Here is a 21,878-nt window from a genome sequence, read left to right on the forward strand (position 1 = left end):
GAAACAAGATGCTCGAACGCGAACGGCACAGGTTGATCGTCAAGCTGACCAATGAGCGCTCGATCATCGCGCTCTCCGATCTCGTCGACATGCTGGATGCATCGGAAGCGACGATCCGGCGCGATATTGCGGCGCTCGACCGCAATGGCGAGTTGCGGCGGGTTCGCGGCGGGGCGGAGGCGCTGCGGCCGCGCCATCAGCACCAGCTCGCCGGCGTGCCCTTCGCCATGAGCCGTGACGTCAATGTCGCGCAGAAGCAGGCGATCGCGCGCGAGGCGGCCCGGTTGGTCGAGGACGGCATGAGCGTCATCCTCAATGCCGGCTCGACGACCTTCGAGCTCGCGCGCCTGCTGCGCGGACGAAACCTCGACGTCCTGACCAATTCATTCTCGATCGCCGGAGAGCTGCTCTCGGTGCGCCCGGGCTGCCGCGTGACAATTCCGAGCGGGACCGTCTATCCGGAGCACAACATCATCCTCAGCTCCTTCGAGCATGACGGCACCGAGAGCTTCGCCGGCGAGGTGCTGTTCACGAGTTGCTACGGGCTCGGCCGCGCTGGCGCGACCGAGAGGGATCCGCTCATCGCCCGCGCGGCGCAGAAGCTGGCGCGCCGGGCCGAGCGCATCGTGCTGCTCGCGGACAGTGCGAAGCTCAAGGTTCGGTCGTCGATGGTCGTGGCCCCGCTCGAGGAGATCGACATCGTCATCACCGACAGCGGCGCCGGCGGAGCCGAGATCGAGCTGCTGCGCAGCCTGTGCCCCGATGTGCGGGTTATGGAGGTAACGGACGCCGCCAAGCCCCCGGGTCTGCTCTCAGCGTCCTGACGCCGGTCCTTCGGCGATCATCGCCCGCCATGTCCTGCGATAGCCTTCCAGATCCAGGTCGAGCGCGGCAATCTCCTGCGCGGCGAGCGTATAGTCCGGTAGCTGCGCGGCCTCCGACGGCCAATGTGCGAGCAGCGCCGCACCGACGGCGGTGCCGTGCTGGTCCTGCGAGGCGAGGATGCGCACATCGGGCAGAAGCGTGGCGAGCGCTCCGAGATAGAGCGGATTGGTGGCGAAGGGCCCGTCGACATAGAGCTTGGAGACGGGGCCGGTGAGGGCGAGGCTTTCGCAGGTCATCAGGGCACAGTAGAGCGCGGCCAGCGCCGCGTTCTGCGCCGGCCCGGACGGTGTCCCGCGAACGGCCCCGCTTCTTCCGCCGAACGGACCGCCAGCGGCAAAGGAAGGCAGTGCGCATACCTGCGCCGCCACGACCGCGCGCAGATCCTCGAGGCTCGCTTGCCCGCCGAGCTCCGCCAGTGCGGCGTATTCCCGCCCACCCATGAAACGAGCCGAGGCCACGGGCCGCCCGAGCACATCGATATTCGCCAGCGTGTCGCGCTCGGCCGAAAGGCCGGGGACGTCCCCTTGCGTGTTGAAGCAGACGAACCAGGTGCCGGTGCTGACGAGTGCGAAGGGCTCCCGCGAGCCGGCGAGATAGCGCAGGAAGGCGGCGTTGCTGTCATGCGCGCCGGCCAGAACCCGGCACCTGGTGGGCAGGCCGAGCGCAGGCGCGGCCTCGCCGAGCGTCGCCCAGGCGGGTGCAATCGGCGGGAACAGGCGGTCCCAGCCCATTGCGCCGGACAGCGAGGAAGGGCCGGCCTTCAAGGGCGCCCAGAGGTCGGTGTGGCAGCCGAGCGACGAGACTTCCGAGACCAGCTCGCCGCTGAGCTTCCAGGCCCAGTACTGCGGATAGGCGATCAGCGCCCGAGCCTCGTCGAAGAGGCCCGGCGTGGAACGATCGAGCGCGAATAGTTGCCGTCCGGCATTGAGGCCCAAAGGCAGGTTTGGCGAAAAGCTCTCCGTGAAATCCGGCCGCAGAACGTCGTACTCGGCTGAAACGGTGTCAGGAACACGCTGTTCGTAATCGACGATCCCATGGGCAAGTCCACTTTCGCCCATGATGGCGAAGGCAGCTCCATGTGTGGCCGGCACGATGGCCGAAAGGTTGAAGCGCACCGCGATCAGCTTCAGGCTCGCCAGAATGAACTCCCAGCTGCGCGTCGTATCGAGGCGGCCGCCATCACTGATGGACGCCATGCCATGCGTGGCGACGACGTTCAGGTCGTGATCGACAGCGAGGATTTTGCTGTTGGTCTTGCCTATATCCAACACGGCGGTCACACCGAAAGTCATCGTCGTTCTCCCCGCGATATCGAGACGAACATCGCACCACGCATGCTGCGAAGGCTATTCCAACGATTGAAACTCGCCAGCGAGTTTCGCCTTAGGGTCGATTGATCAGCTTGCCCGAGAGCGGACCTTCCGAGGGTCCGCAAAGTGGGAAGCGGGCATTGGGCGACCTCCCGATTCCGGACGTTTGCCGAGCCACCACAACGACCAGTTAGGCCGACCGCTTCCGGTCAAGGCGAAGGCGATACGGTATATTGCATTTTCTGATTACATTATGCATTTATCGAGGATGAGCAGCCGAACACGACCGCTATTCAAGGTTGGTACCTCCTCGACGGAGACTTGTGTCGTTGCCGACCTCGCCGCTCAGCTCGGCGACGCGCTCCTGCGGTTGCCGCACGTCTTGCGTCTCGTCACCGAGAACGTGCTGCGGGAATCCAAGGGGCAGGAGGAGCGCGATCAGGCCCTGCGTGACCTGCGCGACTGGCTTGTCCACGGCACCTCGGGCGCGGAGATCGCGTTCCAGCCCGGTCGCGTGCTGATGCACGACACGACCTGCACGCCGGCCCTCGTCGACGTCGCCGCCATGCGCGATGCCATTGCCCGGGCAGGCGGAGATCCAGAGCGCCTGAGCCCGGTCCTGGCGGTCGACGTCTCGGTCGATCACTCCCTGGGGGTCGACCTCTCGGCCTCGCCCGACGCCATGCGGGTCAACATCGCGCGCGAATACCGCCGGAATGGCGAACGCTATCGCTTCCTGAAATGGGCTACGCGGGCCCTCGACGGCGTCCGCGTCCATCCGCCGGGCACCGGCATCATGCACACCATCAACCTGGAGCAGCTCGCGACCGTCGTGACCACGCGCCGGATCGACGGCCGGCTCTGGGCCCTGCCCGACACGCTGATCGGCACCGACAGCCACACGCCGATGATCAACGGCATCGGCGTGCTTGGCTGGGGCGTCGGCGGGCTCGAGGCCGAGAGCGTCATGTTCGGCATGCCGGTGATGATGCGCATTCCCGACGTGATCGGCGTTCGCCTGACGAACCAGCTACGCGAGGGCGTCAGCGCGACCGATCTCGCGCTTGCCGTGACGCAGCGCCTCCGGTCCCGGAATGTCACCGGCGCGTTCGTCGAGTTCTTTGGGCAGGGCGTCTCCAGCCTCTCGGCAGGCGAGCGCGCGGTGGTCGCCAATATGACCCCGGAATTCGGCGCCTCGACCGGCTATTTCCCGATCGACGATGCGACGCTGGCCTATCTCGCGCGAACCGGTCGGTCGCCGGAGCAGATCGCCCTGGTCGAAGCTTACGCGAAGGAGCAGCAGCTCTGGTTCGATCCGCAGGCAGAGCCCCGCTATACCGATGTCGTCGAGATCGATCTCGCTGCGATCGCCATCAGCCTCGCCGGCCCGCGCCGTCCGCAGGATCTGCTTTCGCCCGAAGCGGTGCGGCCGGCCCTCGTCGCGATGACCCAGCCCAAGACCGTATCCGTCTCGTTGCCGCGCTTTCCCGTCGCCCTCGCCGCAATCACGAGCTGCACCAACACCTCCGACCCGCGCCTCGTGGTGGCGGCCGGCCTGGTCGCCCGCAAGGCCCATCGGCTTGGGCTGAAGCCACCGGCCTGGGTCAAGACTTCACTGGCACCGGGATCGCCTGCGGCGGAACGCTATCTCAGGCGGGCGGGACTGCTCGATGATCTGGAGGCCCTCGGCTTCGGCATCGTCGGCTATGGCTGCACCACTTGCATCGGCAATTCGGGACCGCTGCTGCCGGCGATGGACACGGCCATCCGCGCCGGAGAGGTCCTTCCGGTCGCGATCCTGTCGGGCAACCGCAACTTTCCCGGTCGGGTCCATGGCCAGATCGAGGCCGGCTTCCTGGCTTCACCGGCGCTGGTGGTGGCCTATGCGCTCGCCGGCGATGCCGATCGCGACATTCTCCGGCAGCCACTGGCCTCGACCCCGGATGGCAAGCCGGTGACCTTGGCCGAGCTGTGGCCGAGCGGCGCCGAGATCGACACGGCGCTGGGGCTCGCCCTCGACCCCGGGGATTTCAGCCGAGCATTCGCCACGGCGACGAAGAGCCGTCACTGGGCCGAGCTCGACGCGCCGTCTTCGGCCCTGTTCCCATGGGATCCGGCCTCGACCGCACTGCGGCCACCGCCCTTTGCTGGGGCGCTCGAACCTCATCGGCTCGGTCACTATCGCGCCCATCCCCTGCTGGTTCTCGGTGACGACATCACGACGGACCATATCTCGCCGGCCGGACAGACCCCTGCGGCAAGCGAGGCCGGACAATGGCTGATCGAGCGCGGCGAGGATCCGAAGGATCTCAACGTCTACGCCGCGCGCCGCGGCAACTGGGAGGTCATGCTGCGCGGCCTGTTCACTAACCGCAGCGTCGTGAACCGCCTTGCACCCGATCTGCCGGCGGGCTCGACCCTTCATGTACCGACCGGCCAGATCATGTCGCTGTGGCGCGCCGCCGCGCTGTACCGCGCTTCGGGCGATGCGATGGTCGTCGTCGCCGGCGAACGCTATGGCACGGGTTCGTCGCGCGACTGGGCCGCCAAGGGGCTAGGTCTCCTCGGCGTCAATGCCGTCATCGCCCGGAGCTTCGAGCGCATTCATCGCTCCAACCTGATCGGCATGGGCATTCTGCCGCTTCAGTTCCCGGCCGGCGCCGGGCCTGGTTCCCTGGAGCTTGCGCCCGGTGACACCATCGAGATCGAGGCCGGGCCCGAATGGATCGCTCCGCGCAGCATCGTCACGGCCCGCATCCATCGTTTCGGCGGCGCGGTTGAACCCCTGTCGCTGCAGGCTGCCGTCGAGACCGCGCTCGAATGCGAGACGCTGCGCGCCGGCGGCATCATTTCCCTGATCCTCGGGCGCGCGCTTGCCGCGCCTGTTCCGCCTTTCACCGCAACCGGTGAAGCACGACCCGCGCCCCTGCGGGAAGCCTGAACAGCGCGAGAAGCGCGACCACCTGTCACCCTTGGGAGGATCATCATGACGACGCGCAGACTTTTCCTGGCAGCTGGCATCGCCGCCCTGTCGATCTCGCCCGGCCTCGTGCTGGCCCAGTCGCCGATCCAGGAGCTGAAGATCATGGCACCGGCCGGTCCAGGCGGAGGCTGGGATGGCGCCGCCCGTTCGATCCAACAGGTCCTGACCGAAACCAAGGCGGTCCGCAGCGTCCAGGTCAACAACGTCACCGGTGCCGGCGGCACGATCGGCTTGGCGCAGTTCATCAACAACGCCAAGGGCGATCCGAGCCAACTGATGGTCAACGGTATCACTATGGTCGGCGCCATCCTGACCAACAAGTCGCCTGTCAGCCTGGACCAGGTGACGCCGCTGGCACGCCTCACCGGCGATCCGCTGGTCATCGTCGTCCCCGCCGAGTCGCCCCATAAGTCGGTGAAGGACTTCGTCGCGGCAATCAAAGCCGATGTGGCGCGCGTCACCTGGGCGGGCGGATCGGCCGGAGGCGCCGACCACATCCTGGCCGCCCTCGTCACCAAGGTGGCAGGAGCCGATGCCGGCAAGGTCAATTACGTCGCCTTCTCCGGGGGCGGCGAAGCTCTGGCGGCGATGCTCGGCGGCCGCGTGACCGCGGGTGTTTCCGGCTATGGCGAGTTCGAAGGCCAGATCAAGGCGGGCAAGCTGCGCGCGCTGGCGATTTCGTCCGGCAAGCGCCTCGAGGGCGTCGATGTCCCCACGCTCAAGGAACTTGGTTACGACGTCGAGGTCGTGAACTGGCGTGCGGTCATGGCTCCTGCCGGCATCAACGCCGATCAGAAGGCGCAACTGACCAGGCTCTTCGACGGCATGGTCGCGAGCAGCGAGTGGAAGGCGCTGCTCAAGGCGCGCGGCTGGGACGACTATTATCTCGCCGGCGAACCTTTCGCCGCCTTCCTGAAAGAAGAACAGGTCCGCGTCGGCGACATTCTCAAGACCATCGGCCTCGTCAAATAGGCTCTGCTTGCGGCGCGCCGCAGCCGGCCATAGACCTCGTCTCGGGGCGGGACTTCCGCCCGGGGTATTGGCGATGGCCGGCAGCGGAAGACGAGAGCTTGCAACACCACTGGCGGCGCGCATCCTCGTCGAGATCAGGGATGGCGTCCTCGCCGTCGGCACCCATCTCCGCTCTCAGGACATCGCGACGCGTTTCGGCGTGTCGCGGTTTCCGATAGGCCAAGCGCTCCAGATCCTCGCCGACAAGGGCGTGCTGCGTCACGAACGCAATCGCGGCTATTTCGTCCAGCAGGCGTCGCCGCCTTCCAGTGATGCACTCGGGCTTTCCGAGCAGGACGACGTGACCCGGGCCTACTTCCGGATCGCGGACGACCATCTCCGTGGCAAGCTTCCGGAGCAGGTCAGCGAAGCCGATCTGCGTGAGAGCTACGGCCTCACGCGCGCCGAGCTCGGCGCAGTCCTGACGCGCATCAGCCAGGAGGGCTGGGCGGAGCGCCGCGCCGGCTATGGCTGGACCTTCGCGCCGGTATTGAACACACCGGACAGCCTTGAGCAGACCTACCGGCTGCGCCTCGCGCTTGAACCCGCAGCGCTGCTGGAGCCGGGATATCATCTGACGCCGGAGAGCATTGCGGCGTGCCGCGCTGCCGAGGAGCGGCTCCTCGCAGGCGCGATCGAGACGGACACGGCCGATGCCTTGCACGAACGCGGTGTGCGCTTTCACGAGACCATCGTAGCGGGCTCGGGCAACCCGTTCTTTCTCGACACGATCCGCCGGATCAATCGCGTGAGACGCTTGCTGTCCTATCGCTCCATGCTCGACCGCAAGCGCTACCGTCAGCAATGCGAGGAGCATCTCGCGATCCTCGACAGCCTGGCGGCAGGACGACAATCGGAGGCCGCCGAGCGCCTGCGTCTGCACCTGACCCACACCATCGACAATCTGAGCGGTATCCGAGCGCTGCTGAGCCGCTGATCCAGGCTTGGTGTCGAGCCAGCCCCGAGCGCCAGGACCAGACATAAAGACACAGCCTGAGAACAGACCGTCCTTGAGCACCCGAGCCCTTGATCGACAGTCTGTGCGGGACACAGGCCGTGCGCGGGCCTGAACCAAGAGATCCTTTCAAGGCTCTCGAACCCACAGCGCGCCGCTGAACAAGCGACGCTGTCGGCGCCCATCGCTAGCATCCCAGCGACCGAGGCGAATGCGCTCTGCCAAGCGAGCCGGGACGAGGCAGGGCAGCCGGAGCATTTCCGCGAGTCTCTGAATCGCGGGAATGCTCTATCTCTTTGTTTCATCGCATTTTCTGCACGCGAACCGGCGCCACTTCGCTCGAAAATGCTCTAGCGCTCGCGGAACATGCGCGCCGCGTGGTCGGTGAGAGGTTTGAACAGGTAGGACAGAGCGGTGCGCTCCTCGGTCGAGATGAAGACCTCGACCGGCATGCCGGGGAGCAGGCGCCTGTCGCCGAGTGCGATGGCGGCATCCTCGATCTGGATCTCTCCGACATAGAAGCTCTGGCCGGTGGCGGGGTCCTTGCTGGTGGCCGGCGAAATATGGACGAGCTTGCCGGAGACCTCAGGGGTGGTGTTGCGGTTGAAGGCCGAGAAGCGCATGCGCGCGCTTTGCCCGACATGCACCTGATCGATATCGGCGGGTGCGACCCGAACCTCGACGGTCAGCTTCGCTTCCGTCGGGACAATGGTCGCCAGGCGCGCCGCCGGCGTGATCACCCCGCCGACGGTGTAGACCGTCAGTTCATTGACGGTGCCGGCGACCGGCGCGCGGATTTCCATGCGCGCGAGCCTGTCCTCGTTGGCGACGCGTCGCTCCGACAGCTCCGAGAGCTTGGCTTCCACCAGCCGCAATTCGCGCTGCGCCTCGGTTCGCGCGGTATCGTCGATCGCGATGATCTGCAGGCGGGCATCGCCGATGCGCAGCTTGGCTCGGGCGAGCGTCGCCTCGATTTCGCCGCGCTCGCCCAGGAGCCTGGCCCATTCGCGGTTGATGTTGAAGACCTTCACCCCGTCGATGAAGCCCTTCTGATAGAGGCCCAGATACTTGTTACGCTCGAGATCGACGAGGCGGAGTTCCTCTGCCTTGGCGGTCTGGCGCGCTTCCAGGCCACGGATTTCCTCGCCGGATTGCACGATCGAGATCTCGAGCTGCTCCTTGCGGCTGTCGCGATTGGCCTTGTTGCCGGCGAAAAGCCGGGTCTCACCCTCGATGATGCGGCTCCCGTCATCCGAAAGCTTCGCGATCTCGGGGGCGTAGGTCACACTCGACAGGTTGTCGCGTTCGGCGAGGAGCCGTGCCTGGCGGCCGAGATTCTCGGCGAACTGCGAACGGATGATCGAGAGCTCGGCGCGGGTCTGGACATCGTCGAGGCGGATCAGGATCTGGCCTTCCTCGACATGGTCGCCTTGGCGCACCGAGATCGCCTGGACGATGCCGCCGTCGCGGTGCTGCACCTCCTTGAGGTTCTGGTCGATCTTGACCGACCCCTGGGTGACGACGGCGCCATTGAGTCCTGCCGACGCGGCCCAGCCGCCGCAACCGAGCACGAGCAGGAGCGCAAGTGCTGAACCGACGAGGACATGGCCTCGCAGTGCGAAGCTCGTGCGGCTTTCCGGGGCTTGCCTGCCGGCCCTTCCGGGGGTTGGGGGAAAATCGTGGTTGAGGGCGTTCATCGGCATCATCCCTTGCCGGTAACCCGGCCTGTTGCGCCTCAGACGTAGTAGAGCGTGTGGTTGCCGTAGATTTCGATCGAGAAGTCCTTGGCGTCTTCCCGGTCGACATAGACGTCGACATAGGTGCGCTCGTCCTCCCCGACCTTCTCGATGCGGAAACGGAAGGGGCGGTTGTCGCTGTCGTCGCCATAGGCCTGGCCGAAGCGATCGGTTCCGCCGTCACGGCAATCGTCATCGTCATCGTCGCGGCGCAGGCCGAGCTCGTACTGCTTGACGACGATGCGGTCGCCGGCCTCGAGATCGAGGATCTTGTGCACCAGCTCTTCCGTCTCCGCTTCGTCGTCCACGGCGAAGACGAAGCGGTCGTCGCCCTTTCCGCCCTTCAGCGAGGCGGATTTCGCGCCGACGATCAGGCAGTCGTCGCCATCGCCGCCGAGGATCGTCTCGAAGTCGATCACCGTATCGGAGCCGATCTCGATGCCGACCGCGGTGCCGCGCTTCAGATCGACGGTGACGCCCTTTTCGGTGTGGGAGAGGTCGAGCGTGTCCCGCCCCTCTTCGCCGTCATAGTGGTCGGCGGCCGCGTCGCTCGTCGCCACGACGACGTCGTCATCCGGCCCGCCCTCGACCCGATCCTCGCCCGGGCCACCGTCGAGCACATCCTTGCCGCCTTTGCCCTGCAGGAGGTCTTCGCCCTCCTCGCCGAAGATGCGGTCATTGCCATCGCTGGTGGCGATCCGGTCATTGCCCGGCCCAGCCCGGACGACGTGGTCACCTTCGCCGAGGTCCACCTGATCGCAGCCGTCGCCGGCGAGCACGGCGTTGTCGCCACCGCTGGCCGTGATGGTGTCGTCGCCTGCGCCGGCATCGATGACGTTGTCGCCAGAGCCACCATCGACGACGTCATCGCCTTCGCCAGCGTCGATGATGTCGTCTCCGTCTCCGCCGGTGATCACGTCGCGGCCGGCGCCACCGAAGATGGTGTCGTTGCCGCCGCCGCCATGGAGGCTGTCATTGCCGGCACCGCCATGGATGACGTCGTTGCCCGCGCCGCCGAAGACGATGTCGTCACCGGCCCCGGCATCGATCCGGTCGTGACCGGCGCCGCCGAAGATGTGGTCGTTGCCGGCGCCGCCGACCACGATGTCGCTGCCGCCGCGTGCGTCGATCAGGTCGTCGCCGCCGAGCCCCTCGATCCGGTCCGCGCAGTCGCTGCCGAGCAGCAGGTCGTCGCCGGCCGTGCCGGTAACCTCGAGGAATTCGAGCACGCGCAACGTCGCCGTCTGCTGCACTAAGGCCTCGCCGTCGCTGACCCAGTAGCTCAGCGTCACCGTGCCGAACCAATCGGCCGGCGGCTTGAAGACCCAGCCGCCTTCGCTGGCGGTGAGCTGGCCATGGGAAACGCGCAGTCCTGCGATGGAGAGCGGGTCGGCATCGGCGTCAGTCGCCCCCGCGAGCAAGGCGAGACTGGCGATCAGGAGGGTCTGGCAACCGCCGATATCCGCCAACTGGATGGGGCCCGACAGGCGCGGAGCACGATTGCGCGGCTCTTCCGAAGGCGGGGTGCCATCGTCGTCGCCATCACCTGGATTCGGCGCCGGCCCCGGCACTACTGGCTCGGCTGAGGACGAGCCTGGAGGCGTGACCGAACGACGGCCTTCGGGAGCCGGCTCGGATACCGTTCCAGCGGAACCCGGCACAAGCTTCATTCCGTCCCTGGCAGAGGCCGAACCGTCGTCGGCGATGGCGCTGGAAGAAGGGCCGCGCCCGCCATTGTCGTTGTTCGGGGAGAAGCCGGGGCCGGCATCGATGATCGGCGAGGGATAGCGTGGCAGCGGCAGTTGATCGTAGTCGATCAGCCGCGACTCGATGTTGAGAAAGTCCGGCAGGCCGGGAATGCCGAGCGCGGGTCCGCCCGAGCCGATTGCCTTGTCGGCGGGAGCCTCCACCGAACCGGTCTCGTCGACCTCTTCGCCCGACGTCGGCGGCGCTTCGCCGCTCTCGGCCAGGGCCGGCTTGCCGGCGGCTTCTCCGGCCTCCGCGTTCGCCTGCGTCGAGGGCGCCGCATCGGTACTGGCCTGCCCGGGGGCGAGACTTTTGAGATAGAGCGCCACCGCGGTGAGGGCGAGCGCGAGAATGCGGGGCCAGCGGGAGGCCGGCAGCGCATCGGTTTGCAATTTGCGGTAGAGCTGCGCGGCGTCGGGAGCCTGCGGTTCCTCCGGCCTTTTCGCCTTGATCGAGATCATGCCGGCACCCTCCCTTGCAGGATGGTCGGCTGCTCGCCGAAACCGACGGCGCGCGGCATGGCCGCAATGCGTTCGGCGGCAGCAGGGTTTGGAGCGCTCGCTGCGGCCCGCGGCTGGGCCGGCGGGAGGATCTTGTCGCGCGGACCGAAGGCGACGAGCTTGCCCGCCTGGATCAGGCCGATATCGTCCACCGCCTGGAGCGCGCTCGGGCGGTGCGCGACGATCAAGACGATGCCGCCGCGCGCCTTCACCTGCTCGATCGCCGCCGTCAGCGCCGTCTCACCCTCGCTGTCGAGATTGGAGTTCGGCTCATCCATGACGAGCAGGAAGGGGTTGCCGTAGAGCGCGCGGGCAAGCCCGATGCGTTGGCGTTGCCCGGCCGAAAGCGCGGTCCCCTGCGGGCCGAGCTGGGTCGTGTAGCCCTGCGGCAGACGCAGGATCAGCTCGTGGATGCCGGCTGCCATCGCCGCCTCGACGACCTTGGCCGGATCGGCCCGCTCGGCCAGCCGCGAGATGTTCTCCTCGACGGTGGCGTCGAGCAGCGCGACCTCCTGCGGCAGATAGCCGAGATGGCGGCCGATCGACTCTTCCGGCCATTGCTCCAGCTCGGCTTCGTCGATGCGGACCGCGCCACGCAGGACCGGCCAGATGCCGGTGAGCGCCCGCACCAGCGTGGTCTTGCCGCCGCCGCTCGGACCGATGATGCCGACGGCCCTGCCGGCCTGGACGTCGAAACTCGCCTCGCTCAGCAGGACCTGGCCGCTGCCGGGCGCCGCGACCGTGATCTTGTCGACCTTCAGCGACTGGTGCGGAGCCGGCAGTTCCATCGGCTCGACCGCCTTGCTCAGCGCCGTCATGGTTTCGCGCAGGCGCTGGAAGGCCATGCGCGCGGCGACGAAGGGCTTCCAGTTGGCGATAGCCTGGTCGACCGGCGCCAGCGCGCGCGCGGACGCGACCGAGGCGGCGATGATCGCGCCCGCAGAGAGCTCGCCCTTGATGGTGAGGTAGGCGCCGAGCCCCAGGATCGCCGATTGCAGCACCATACGCAGCACGCGCGAGACCGCGCCGAAAGTGCCGCCGAGATCGCTGGACCGGGTCTGCAGCAGGAGATGCTCGCGATTGACCTCGTCGAACCGCTCGACGGCGCGTGGCGCGAAACCCATCGCCTTCAGCACCTCGGCGTTCCGGGCGTTGCTGTCGGCGATGGCGCCGCGCGCGATGGCCGCTTGCCTCGTGTCGTTGTTGATGCGGCGGACCATCACTTCGCTGAGCAGGGTCAGCAGGGTCAGGAGGACCGCGCCGGCCAGGGTCAGCCCGCCGAGCCAGGGATGCAGGAAGTAGATGAAGGCGAGATAGAGCGGGATCCAGGGTAGGTCGAACAGCGCGCCCGGCCCTTGCCCGCTCAAGAAGCTGCGAACCGTGTCGACGTCGCGGCCGCGCTCCATCGCCTCGGATGTCGAGAAGCCCAGGCGCGGCATGTCGACGGTGACGCGGTGCGCGACCGGGGCGATCTCCTGGTCGAAGCGCGCGCCGACCCGCACCAGCACCTGCGAGCGGATGACGTCGAAGCAGCCCTGGAAGAGATAGAGACCGATGGCGAGCGTCGAGAGCGCGACAAGGGTCTGGATGCTGCCGCTGGTCAGCGCCCGGTCATAGACCTGCATCATGTAGAAGGAGCCGGTCAGCGCCAGCAGATTGATCAGGCCCGAGACCGCGAACAGGAAGAACACGATGCCGCGCAGGCCGCGAGTGAGCCGGGCGGCGTCGCGCTTGCGGGCGCTGGAGAGCGTCTTGGACGGTGCCATCATGGGCCCCCGGTGAACTGCGAATGGTGAAGGATCGGGCGGGCCACCGGCCCGCCCGCCGCCGGTTCGATCAGACGATGAAGCTGTTGGCGGTCAGGTTGTGACTGCCCTTCAGGTTGATCTGGAACTCGGCATCCGTCGCCGCATCGACGTTGCCCTTGACGATCGTGTACTCGCCGTCCGCCCTCGTCTCGTAGGTGACCGAGAGCTGGGCCGATGCGGTGAAGCCTCCGCCATTCACCAGGGTGAAGCTCTGGTTGCCGGCCTGACCGGCATTGGCGTCGATCGCACTCAGATCGAGCCGGTCGCCGGGCTGGAAGTCGAGGATGGTGTCGCCATCCGCGCCCGCCGTGCTGAGGAAGCGGAAGGTGTCGTTGCCGGAGCCGCCCTCGATCACGTTCACGGCGTTGCTGGCCGTGATCGTGTCGTTGCCCGAGCCGGTGCTGACGTTCTCGATGCTCCACAGCGTGTCGCTGCCGCTCTGGCTGCTCGCCGCGCTGCCGCGCCCGAGCAAGCCATTGCCGAGATCGACGGCGAGATTGGCCGTGATCGCCGAGAAATCGAGCGTGTCCGTACCGACGCCGCCATCGATCTCGTCACCGAAATAGGTGTCGTCGCCATCCCCGGCCGCACCGATGATGAGGTCGGCCCCAGCCCCGGCCACGACGGTGTCGTTGCCGGTTCCGGCATCGATCAGGTCGTTGTCGGCGCCGCCGAAGATCCGGTCGTTGCCGGCTTCGCCATAGAGCATGTCGGCGCCGCCGCCGCCGAAGAGCTGATCGTCGCCCGCTCCGGCGAAGACCATGTCGCGGCCCTCGCCCGCATCGATGAAATCGGCACCGTCGCCGGCCGAGATCGCATCGGCGCCACCAAGGCCGGTCAGAGTGTCGTCGCCGCCGAGGCCGACGAGATTGTCGGCAGCGGCCGTCCCGGTCAGGACATCGGCGGCCGCGGTGCCGGTGCGCGATCCGCCGCCGGTCGTGGGATTCGGATTCGGCGCAGGCGTGCCCGGACCATCGTCGTCATCGTCATCATCCCCGCCGTCGCAGCCGCAGCCGTGATCGTCGTCGTCATCGTCGTCACCACCGCCGGGGTTCGGCCCTGGCGGATCGTCATCATCGTCGTCATCCTGGTCATCTCCAGGGTAGTTCACGCCGAAGTCGGGCATGCCATGAGGAGCGACGAAGGTGAGGGAATGGCCATCGCCAGTCAGCCTGGTCAGCCCGGTCTCCTCGTCGATCGTGACCGCATAGTCGGCGATCGTCGTGCCGTCCGGCAGCTCGATCACATCCTGCGGCCGCAAGGTGCCGATGATCGTGTCGTTGCCGCCGCCGGTCTTGAACACGATGCGGTGGGCCGAGCGGAGCGAGGTGATGTCGATCGTGTCGTTTCCGCCGGTACCGAGCAGCGTGATCGTGTTCGGCCGCAGGCTGGTCGTGACCGAGAAGTCGCCATACATCTCGAAAGAGTCGCCGCCGGCCGTGCCGTTACCGCTGACACCGGCACCGTTGACGATGATCTCCTCGATCTCGGTGAGCTCGGCGATGATCGTCTCTGCTCCACCCGCCGCCTGCCGCGTGACGACGATCTCCGCCTCGTCGCTGCCGGCAAAGCCGATGCGCGCCACCGCCTCGTCATAGGTGTAGATGCGATAGGTCTCGGCCTGGGCATTGCCGATGATCTGGAACAGGTCGCCATTGGCGCCCTCGAGGCCGCCATTGATCGTGTCGGAGCCGTCCCCGACATACCAGATGAAGGTATCGTCATCGGGACTGCCGGGCGACGCATTATTGTCGCCATCGCCGACATCGCTGCCGTTGAGGATGTCGTCGCCGGCGCCGCCGATGATCACATCCGCGCCGGGGCCGCCCACGATCGTATCGGCGCCGCTGGTTCCGAACAGGATCGCCGGCCCGGCCGGGATGCTGCCGGCCGCTGTCACGATGTCGAGGACAGGTCCGTCGCCGAACCGGAGCCTCTCGATTCCCGTGAGCGTGTCGACATTGCCGCTGGCGAGATGCGTGACGGTCGCGAGGCCCGCCGCATTGAGGCCGAAGCTGTAGTCGCCGACCCTACCGGCGAAATCCGCCCTATCCGTGCCCGCGCCGCCGTTCAGCGTGTCATTGCCGGCGCCGCCATTCAGGATGTCGTCATCGGCGCCGCCATTGAGCGTGTCGTTGCCGGCATTGCCGACCAGTGTATCGTTGCCGGCGTTGCCGGTGAGGGTGTTGTTGCCGGCATTGCCGGTCAGCTCGTTGTTCAACCCATTGCCGACCGCATTTAGCGCTTCGTTGCCGATCGCTCCGACGAGAACGACATTTTCGACCTCGCCGACAACCTGGGCCACGACGGTCAGGTTGCGGCTGACATTCGAGTAGATCGTGTCGATCCCCTCGCCGGCGAGTTCCGTCACCTGATCTGTGCCCTGCTGGACCCAGTAGATGTCGTTGCCGGCGCCGCCGAACATCTGGTCCGCGCCTGCGCCGCCGACCAGGATGTCGTTGCCGCCATTGCCGCGGAGCTCGTCGGCCCCGTTGAAGCCGAGCAGCAACTCGGCTTCGCTGCCGCCGATCACCGCCCCGGCGCCACTATTGGCGGTGTTGGTCCCGGGCACGATGAGATAGCTCGCGCTGCCGATCTTGGCGCGTTCGACGCTGACGAGCGTATCGGTGCCGCCCACGGCGCTCGTCACGGTGATGCCGCCGGCCGCCAGGGCGAAGCTGTGATCGCCGATCGTCCCCTGCAGGACGACCGTGTCCGTGCCTCCGGCGCCGTTCAGCGTATTGCTGGCGGAATTGCCGGTGATCTCGTTGTCGAGAGCGTTGCCGATGCCGCCAATCGCGGCATTGCCGGTCAGGACGAGATTCTCGACATCGCCATCGAGCGCATAGCCGGAAAGTGCGGTGCGGACAGTATCGACACCACTGGCGTCGTTGATGACGTCTCCGGCCTTGTCGACGACATAGGTGTCGTTCCCCGCGCCGCCATCCATCGTGTCCGCACCGGCGCCGCCATCGATAAGGTTGGCGTTGCCGTCGCCGGTGAGGCTGTCGTTGTGGGCGCTGCCGATCAGGTTCTCGATACCGATCAGCCGGTCGCGGCCGGCGCCCACCGTGTCCTGCTCCTCGAAGCTCACCCGCGTCGGCGTGCCCGATAGCGAAACGGTCACGGCCGCGGCAGCGGACGCGTAGGAAGCGGTGTCATTGCCGGCGCCGCCATCGATACGGTCGTTGCCAGCGCCACCTTCGAGAAGGTCGTCGCCGTCCTCGCCATAGAGGTTGTCGTTTCCGCCGCCGCCGAGCAACACGTCGTTGCCGAAGCCGCCGCGCAGTTCGTCATTGCCGTCGCCGCCGTCCAGCCGGTTGGCGACGCCGTTGCCGAGCAGGGTGTCGTTGCCGCTGCCCGCCGTCACGTTCTCGACGCCGCGCAGGAAGGAGAAGCCAGTCGCCGCGCCGGAGAGCAGGTTGACCGACACGTTCTGGCTGGTCTGGTAAGTGAGCGTGTCGTTGCCGCCATCGAGATGGAGCTCGGCCGCTTCGACATTGGCGACGGTGGTGCTGCCGTTGACCGAGCCGATGACCCCTGCTGCGAGGGCGACCGTCACGGTGTCGTCGGCGCCGAAGGCGCCTTCGACGATCCTCAGCGTGTCGGAGCCGTCCCCGCCGTCCACGGTGTCGGCCCCCTCGCCAGTGCCGTAAATGATGGTGTCGTTGCCGATGCCACCATTGACCGTGTCATCACCGGCACCGCCATTGAGGGTATCGTTGCCGGCATCGCCGGAGAGCGTGTCAGTGCCGGCCGCGCCGAGCAGGATGTCATTGCCCGCCCCGCCGCTGATCTGGTTGGCGCCGGCACCGCCCTGCACGATGTCGTCCCCGGCATTGGTGCCGCCCTGGGCATCGCCGCCGCCGGCCGCATTGATCACCGCGGCGTTGGAGACGATGTGGTTGCCGACGATTTCGGTCACCGCAGAGATGACCTGCTCGGCATTGCCGCCATCGTCGACATAGTCGATGCGCATGCGCAGACGCATGCCGACCAGTTCGGGCCCTGGCACGAAGGTCCGTGCATTGCCGCCATCCGCGGCCGGCACGCTGGTCCAGGTGATGCCGTCGGTGGAATACTCCCACTGATAGACCAGCAGGTTCTCCTCGAAGGCATCGGTGATGCCATCAGGGTCGCTGAAGGCTGCGGTTGCCGTGAGCGGCTGGCCTTCGGTCGGCGTCATGTCGCTGATCAGGACCGCGCCGGTCGGGTCACCGTCGATATTGCCGACGGGATCGGTGGGCTGGGAGGTCACGACCTCCAGCACGCCGCCGCCATCGGTGTAGGTGCCGAGCACGCGGATGCGCAGGCCGACATGCTCCTCGCCCGGAATGAAGCTATTGCCGGCCGCATTGGGGATGTTGATGTAGTCGCCGGTGCCGTCGTTCCGCTCGATCTGCCAGCGATAGGTGATCGCGCCGCCCGGCACGGTGCCGTCGGGATTGTTGGCATCGCGAATGGCGGAGGCGTCGACCGTCAGCGGCTCGCCCTCCGTCGCAGGGAGACCGGAAATGGTCAGGCGCCCCGTCGGGTCGTGGTTGCCGGTCTGGCGGATCGTGTAGATCCCGTCGGCGAAGAGGATGCGCTCGATGCCAACCAGCGTATCGACACCTTCGTCGATCTGCGGATCGACCGCTTCCATCTCACGCCGGGCGACGAGCGTCTTGTCGCCGACATGGGTGATTTCATACCAGTCCCGGTTACCCGCAAAGATGGCGGTATCGGTATCGTTGCTCGGGTTCTCGTCGTATTTGATCTCGCGGACGATATGCAGCTGGTTGGGCTTGATCGCGCGCGACAGCAGCAGCTCGCTCAGCGACTTGCCGTGCCATGCGGCGGGAATTGGCTCGCCGGCGCTGTCGACCTCGCCGGCGGCGAAGACGTGCTTGAGCGTGTCGACGGTCGCGATCTCGTTGGCGGCCGTGTTCTCCTGGCCGTTCCCGGTGATGCGGATGCGGACGTTCAGCCAGGCGTCGCCATGGATGAAGTCGTTGCCGCCGCGGCCTTCCAGGAGGTCGCCGCCATCGCCGCCGATCAGCACGTTCCCGCCGGTCCAGGCGGTAACCTTCTCGAGATCCTCGCCCGGGCTCGCCGGCGTGTATTCCGCCAGATCCAGCATTTCGCGCAGGCCGTCGATGCGGTTGACGCCCGCCTGACTCAGCTCATGGTTGACCATGCTGAGTTCGAGTTCGATCTCCTCGTCGCTGCCGCGATCGTCGCCGCGGATGATGTCGTTATGGTCCCAGCCCGAAATCGCTTCGGTCTGGTCGAAGCGATCGCGCAGGATGTCCGCGGCGACCGTAGTGAAGAACGGGATGCGCATGTCGGCATCGGCGGCGATGCGGCTGCCCTTGTAGATCGCCCAGTCGAAGCCGAACATGCCCTCGTTGCGCATGACGCTTTCGCCCTGGACCATGATGTCGTCACCGGATTCGGCGTCGAAATCGTTCTCGTTCTCGCCGGCAATCAACACGTCGTGGCCGAGAATGGTCGAGTTGAAGAACAGCTCGGAATTGTCGCCGTTGAGAACGTCGAAGCCGTCGCCGCCCTCCATCCAGTCGTCGCCCTCGTTGCCGAGCAGGAAGTCGTGATCGAGGCCGCCGAGCATGAAGTCGTCGCCCTCGCCACCAAAGACTTCGGTGGCATCGACGCCGACCAGAAAGACGTCCTTGCCGTCGCCGCCCATCAGCACGTCGAGGCCGTTGGAGTTGGCGATGATGTCGTCGCCATCCTCGCCCTTGAGGAAGTCGCCAGTGTCGCCGGTATCGGTGATGATGTCGTCGCCGGCGCCTGCTACGACGAGGTCGACGCCGTGACCGGCCTCGATGCGGTCGTCGCCGGCGCCGCCCCAGATGCCGTCGTCACCATCGCCGCCGATGATCGTATCGGCCCCGGACGTGCCGCCCATGACCATGTGCTCGCCGCCGGTGAAGCGCAGATAGTTCGAATCCGCTCCCGCGGTGCTGGGATCGTCGCGCTGCACCTTGGCGCGGATCGCATTCATGAAGGGGTCGTCGCCCTCAGGATCGAGCGCGATCTGCTTGGCGATGTCGACCTCAAGCACGCCGTCATATCTAGCGAAGGAGTCGACGCCGATATGGTGGGTGATGATGTCGTCCGCGGTTCCGCGGATGCCGTCCGCGCCGGGCTGGGTGAGATCGGTGTTGGCCATGATGAGCTTGGAGAACGCATTGTTCTCGAGCTCGTTCAGCAGGTTGAGCCCCTGGGTGCGGGACAGGTAGTAGAACCGGTCGCCCTCCTGGAGGTTCTCCATCTGCAGTTCGAACACGGCGTTGAAGGTCGAGCCGAGCATGCCGCCGAAGGGCATGAGCTTCTCGGCGAGACCGCCGATCCAGAGATCGACGTCGTTGAGGCCGCTGGACGCTGCACTCCAGGCGCCGACCCCGTTGAGGAAGTCGAGCCGGTCGGCCGGGACCGTGGTCGCCGTACCGGTGGCGACGCCGAAGACGATCGCCATGGCCGCATCGCGCTTCTCGGCCAGCGTGTCCGCGTTGAGGATAGTGTCGTGCCGGCCATAGGCCGCGATGAAATTGATGATCGAGGCCGGCGTCTTCAGGTTGGCGCCGAAATCTGCCCAGCTGTCATAGGGCTTGAGCCAGGTCGAGTTGCTCGCGGCGTAAAGCTGCGCCCGCGCCTCGTTCAGCGAAGGCACGCCGGCATCACGGCCGCGGGCGATGTTGATGGCCGGAAGGTCGAGCGGCAGGCCTAGCAGGTTGTTGCGCAGCGACTCGACCACGAACTCGTCGATGGCGCTGCCGCGGACATAGGTCATGCCGCGTACGATCGCGCCCGCCGCCTGCTCGGCCGAGATCGCGCCGTCCTGGTCGTACATGATCGGATTGAGGAAGGCCTCGATCAGCCCGACATCGACGCCCGCCCAGCCATTGGCATTGGCGAGCGGGTTGCCGTTGGCATCGACCGGCTGCCCGCTGCCGTTCAACGGAAGCAGCTTCAGGTGCTCGGTCAGCATCGAATGGCCGAAGCGGTACACCGTATGGGCGAATTCGGCGAAGATGGCCGGGTTGACGTCGGTGGTCGTGTTGAAGACGAAGACGTCGATGTTCGGCTGGACCTTGCGGCCGAACTCTTCGAAGACGAGGTGCTGATACTGCATCTCTGTCGCAAAGCGCGCAGTCTGGAACAGGCGCTCGCCATCCCAGGACAGGGTGCCGAGGTCGGCGGGAACCGCAGTGACGTCGACCAGAAGCCATTCGTTGAGGAAGGCGATGTCTTCCGCCCGCCCGCTCGCGGCGATCTCGAGCACCTGCTTCTTGACGTCCTCGACCTGCCGGTTGTGCTCGGAATGGAAGACGTGATGGACGGCGGTCAGGCCGATATTCTCGTTGCCGCGCCCGTCGCCGGTGATGAAGTGCCGGTCGAGCAGCTCGTTGTCATAGACGGCGACGCCTCCTTCGATCGGGATCGGATTGCCGAGTGGGTCGGTCTCGGTGTTGATGTCCGGCTGTAGGATCGCAGGCAAACCGTTGACGGTGCCGACCGGATTGGCGTTGTGGGCGATGTCGTCGAGGAACTGGTGCGAGGTGCGAACGGGGCCGAGACCGCCATTGATGCTGGCGAGCACGACCGGGTTGCCCGGCGAGGCGCTGACCGTCAGATCGTCGGCCGTGTTCGGGATCAGGTCCGGGCCGATATTGTAGATCACCTGCGGGAAACCGTCCGGCCCGCGGATGAACTCGCCATAGGGGTCGGTGCGCAGCAGCGGCACGCCGAGGACGTCGAGGTCGCTCAGCACGATGCCGAGCTTCTCCAGCGCCTGCGTCTTGACGTCCCCCCAGGTGGCGAGGCCGCCATTGGCGCCGTCGAGCAGATGGCCCGTCGCAAGCGGCTTGCCGTCGACCATCTGATACTCGCGCAGGAATGCCTGATGCGAGGCATGCGACGTATAGGTCTGGTTCTGGTCGACGAAGGGCGTGGTCTTGTTCCGCGCCTCCTGGGTGATGACGTCATCGGGCGTGCCGAGAATGCCGTCAGCGCCCGGCTCCTTCACCGGGGTGAGGCGGGTGATCGCCATGAAGGCCCGGCTCGCCGGCACTTCGTCGCCGCTGCCGGCGATGCCGTCCGGCCCATGCGTCCTGAGCGGATCATCCGCGGCGAGCGGCACCCAGACGGTGCCGTTGTCGCCCTTGTGAATGAGGTCGAGCCCGTGGTCGAAGAACTGGCCGAAGAAGGTCATCCAGCCGTTGAACGGCGCCGACAGGCCTTCATCGGGCGCGACGTTCGGCACCACGACGTTGTCGCCGTCCATCTCAATGCCGTAGTCGGCGAGCAGCGTATTGTGCAGCGTGGTCTTCAGTGGCTCCGTCGCGGCGGCCACCGCGGCCTTTTTTTCCGCGGCCGTGGCACCAGAGGGCAGCCCCGTGAGGACCGTCGCGGTGGCGGCCGCGGCGTCGGCCAGATAGGCTTGGTAGAGGCCCTTGATCACGGTCAGGGCGCCCGGCACCGTTGGCGCGTCGAGCAGCGCCCCATCATATTCGGCGAAGCGCAGCGCGGCGACGATCGCCGCCGGATTGTTCAGTGTCTGGTCGACGACGAGATTACTGATCGTGCGGGGATCGCTGTCGACCACATGGCCAGGCGCCTCGTAGTCGGTGTTGGTGACCTGGCCGCCGGGCGCTGCGGGCCCGTTGATGTCGATGCCGGTCTCGTCGTTCTCGTTCGACCAGCGCGGGTCGAACATCCTCGGCATGGGTTGATCTGAGGCGCCCCAGGTCTCGCGGCCCGGAATCAGATTGTTGTAGGTGCCATCAACCGTCCGCAGTCCATAGGGCAGGTGCGGCTGATCGATCAGTTGCGTCAACGGCGTTCCCGCAACATGAGCCTCAGCGATCTTGATCTGCTTGAGGATGAATTCCAGGTCATGCTGATTGAGTTTGACAGCCATCTTCCTCTCCCCAAGACT

At 66.7% G+C, this 21,878-nt stretch carries 9 protein-coding genes; 4 read left to right on the forward strand and 5 right to left on the reverse strand.

The features are described from left to right. The first annotated feature begins 8 nt into the window (after positions 1–8). On the forward strand, positions 9–824 hold the full coding sequence (locus DK26_RS12680) for a DeoR/GlpR family DNA-binding transcription regulator (protein WP_066472710.1): 816 nt from the start codon (positions 9–11) through the stop codon (positions 822–824). On the opposite strand, the gene DK26_RS12685 is transcribed toward DK26_RS12680, so the two are convergent. Beyond that, positions 813–2,177, reverse strand: a complete 1,365-nt coding sequence (locus tag DK26_RS12685) for a hypothetical protein (protein ID WP_066472712.1) — start codon at positions 2,175–2,177, stop codon at positions 813–815. The two genes, DK26_RS12680 and DK26_RS12685, sit on opposite strands and share 12 nt — an antisense overlap. A 286-nt stretch (positions 2,178–2,463) precedes the next feature. Here DK26_RS12685 and acnA point away from each other — a divergent pair, with 286 nt between their 5' ends. The 3 genes from acnA to DK26_RS12700 all read left to right on the forward strand — a co-directional run bounded on the left by acnA (position 2,464) and on the right by DK26_RS12700 (position 7,126). After that, positions 2,464–5,136 (forward strand): aconitate hydratase AcnA, encoded by a 2,673-nt coding sequence (acnA, locus tag DK26_RS12690; protein ID WP_066472714.1) that lies wholly within the window; start codon positions 2,464–2,466, stop codon positions 5,134–5,136. Positions 5,137–5,181: 45 nt separating this feature from the next. Continuing rightward, positions 5,182–6,150, forward strand: coding sequence for a tripartite tricarboxylate transporter substrate-binding protein (locus DK26_RS12695; RefSeq protein ID WP_066472717.1), 969 nt, complete (start codon positions 5,182–5,184; stop codon positions 6,148–6,150). 73 nt (positions 6,151–6,223) lie between these two features. Further along, positions 6,224–7,126: a GntR family transcriptional regulator gene (locus DK26_RS12700; RefSeq protein ID WP_066472721.1), complete on the forward strand. Its 903-nt coding sequence runs from the start codon at positions 6,224–6,226 to the stop codon at positions 7,124–7,126. A 368-nt stretch (positions 7,127–7,494) separates the two neighbouring features. Here the strand turns inward: DK26_RS12700 and DK26_RS12705 are convergent, their stop codons facing one another. From DK26_RS12705 to DK26_RS29650, 4 genes are all read right to left on the reverse strand, one after another. Next, positions 7,495–8,841: an HlyD family type I secretion periplasmic adaptor subunit gene (locus DK26_RS12705; RefSeq protein ID WP_066473745.1), complete on the reverse strand. Its 1,347-nt coding sequence runs from the start codon at positions 8,839–8,841 to the stop codon at positions 7,495–7,497. A gap of 38 nt (positions 8,842–8,879) precedes the next feature. Continuing rightward, complete coding sequence (locus DK26_RS12710; protein WP_066472723.1) at positions 8,880–11,087, reverse strand: cadherin-like domain-containing protein; 2,208 nt, start codon at positions 11,085–11,087, stop codon at positions 8,880–8,882. Then, positions 11,084–12,892: a type I secretion system permease/ATPase gene (locus DK26_RS12715; protein WP_066473749.1), complete on the reverse strand. Its 1,809-nt coding sequence runs from the start codon at positions 12,890–12,892 to the stop codon at positions 11,084–11,086. Before DK26_RS12715 ends, DK26_RS12710 begins: the two co-directional genes overlap by 4 nt. Positions 12,893–12,962: 70 nt before the next feature. Continuing rightward, on the reverse strand, positions 12,963–21,860 hold the full coding sequence (locus tag DK26_RS29650) for a peroxidase family protein (protein WP_066472725.1): 8,898 nt from the start codon (positions 21,858–21,860) through the stop codon (positions 12,963–12,965). Positions 21,861–21,878 lie beyond the last annotated feature (18 nt).

The organism is Allobosea sp. WAO (assembly GCF_001509835.1).
GTDB lineage: Bacteria > Pseudomonadota > Alphaproteobacteria > Rhizobiales > Beijerinckiaceae > Allobosea.